The sequence below is a fragment of the Streptomyces sp. O3 genome (assembly GCF_054788135.1).
This window is the reverse complement of the sequence record NZ_JBTVYK010000132.1, coordinates 1-542: the sequence shown is the minus strand read 5'-3', so window position 1 is coordinate 542 and position 542 is coordinate 1. Positions and strand designations below refer to the sequence as shown.

The 542-nt window shown below is 68.6% G+C and carries 1 protein-coding gene; it reads left to right on the top strand.

Translation table 11 applies throughout. The features are described 5' to 3' along the window. Nucleotides 1-542 (top strand): carboxyl transferase domain-containing protein (locus tag ACX6XY_RS30030; RefSeq protein WP_460337772.1); only part of this gene is annotated, 542 nt, incomplete at both ends.

The following is a 542-nucleotide window of genomic DNA, read 5'->3' as shown; positions in this document are numbered from 1 at the left end:
AACATCGTGTGCGCCCTGGCCCGCCTGGACGGGCGGGTGGTCGGGATCGTCGCCAACCAGCCGCAGTCGCTGGCCGGTGTGCTGGACATCGAGGCCTCGGAGAAGGCCGCGCGGTTCGTGCAGATGTGCGACGCCTTCAGCATCCCGATCGTGACGCTGCTGGACGTGCCCGGCTTCCTGCCGGGGGTTGACCAGGAGCACGGCGGGATCATCCGGCACGGGGCGAAGCTGCTGTACGCGTACTGCAACGCGACCGTGCCGCGGATCTCGCTGATCCTGCGCAAGGCCTACGGCGGCGCGTACATCGTCATGGACTCGCAGTCCATCGGCGCGGACCTGACCTACGCCTGGCCGACCAACGAGATCGCCGTGATGGGCGCGGAAGGCGCCGCCAACGTGATCTTCCGGCGGCAGATCGCCGAAGCGGACGACCCGGAGGCGATGCGGGCACGCATGGTCAAGGAATACAAGGCCGAGCTGATGCACCCCTACTACGCCGCCGAACGCGGCCTGGTCGACGACGTCATCGACCCCGCCGAGAC